The 435-nt window shown below is 53.3% G+C and carries 1 rRNA gene; it reads left to right on the top strand.

Annotated features, from left to right (window positions below):
• Positions 1 to 435 (top strand): 16S ribosomal RNA (locus tag ACTHUM_RS19980); the annotation flags it as partial.

The following is a 435-nucleotide window of genomic DNA, read 5'->3' as shown; positions in this document are numbered from 1 at the left end:
GGCGCAAGCCTGATCCAGCCATGCCGCGTGTCTGAAGAAGGCCTTCGGGTTGTCACGGGCTTTTGTCAAGGAATACAAGGCTGTTGCTAATACCGACAGTTGATGACGGTACCTGGAGAATAAGCACCGGTTAACTAAGTGCCAGCAGCCGCGGTAATACGTAGGGTGCGAGCGTTAATCGGAATTAATGGGCGTAAAGCGAGCGCAGACGGTTACTTAAGCAGGATGTGAAATCCCCGGGCTCAACCTGGGAACTGCGTTCTGAACTGGGTGACTAGAGTGTGTAAGAGGGAGGTAGAATTCCCCGTGTAGCAGTGAAATGCGTAGAGATGTGGAGGAATACCGATGGCGAAGGCAGCCTCCTGGGATAACACTGACGTCCATGCTCGAAAGCGTGGGTAGCAAACAGGATTAGATACCCTGGTAGTCCACGCC

It is taken from the genome of Neisseria sp. P0021.S006 (genome assembly GCF_051956895.1).
Note: the sequence above shows the minus strand (reverse complement) of the source record. Positions and strands in the feature narration are given on the sequence as shown.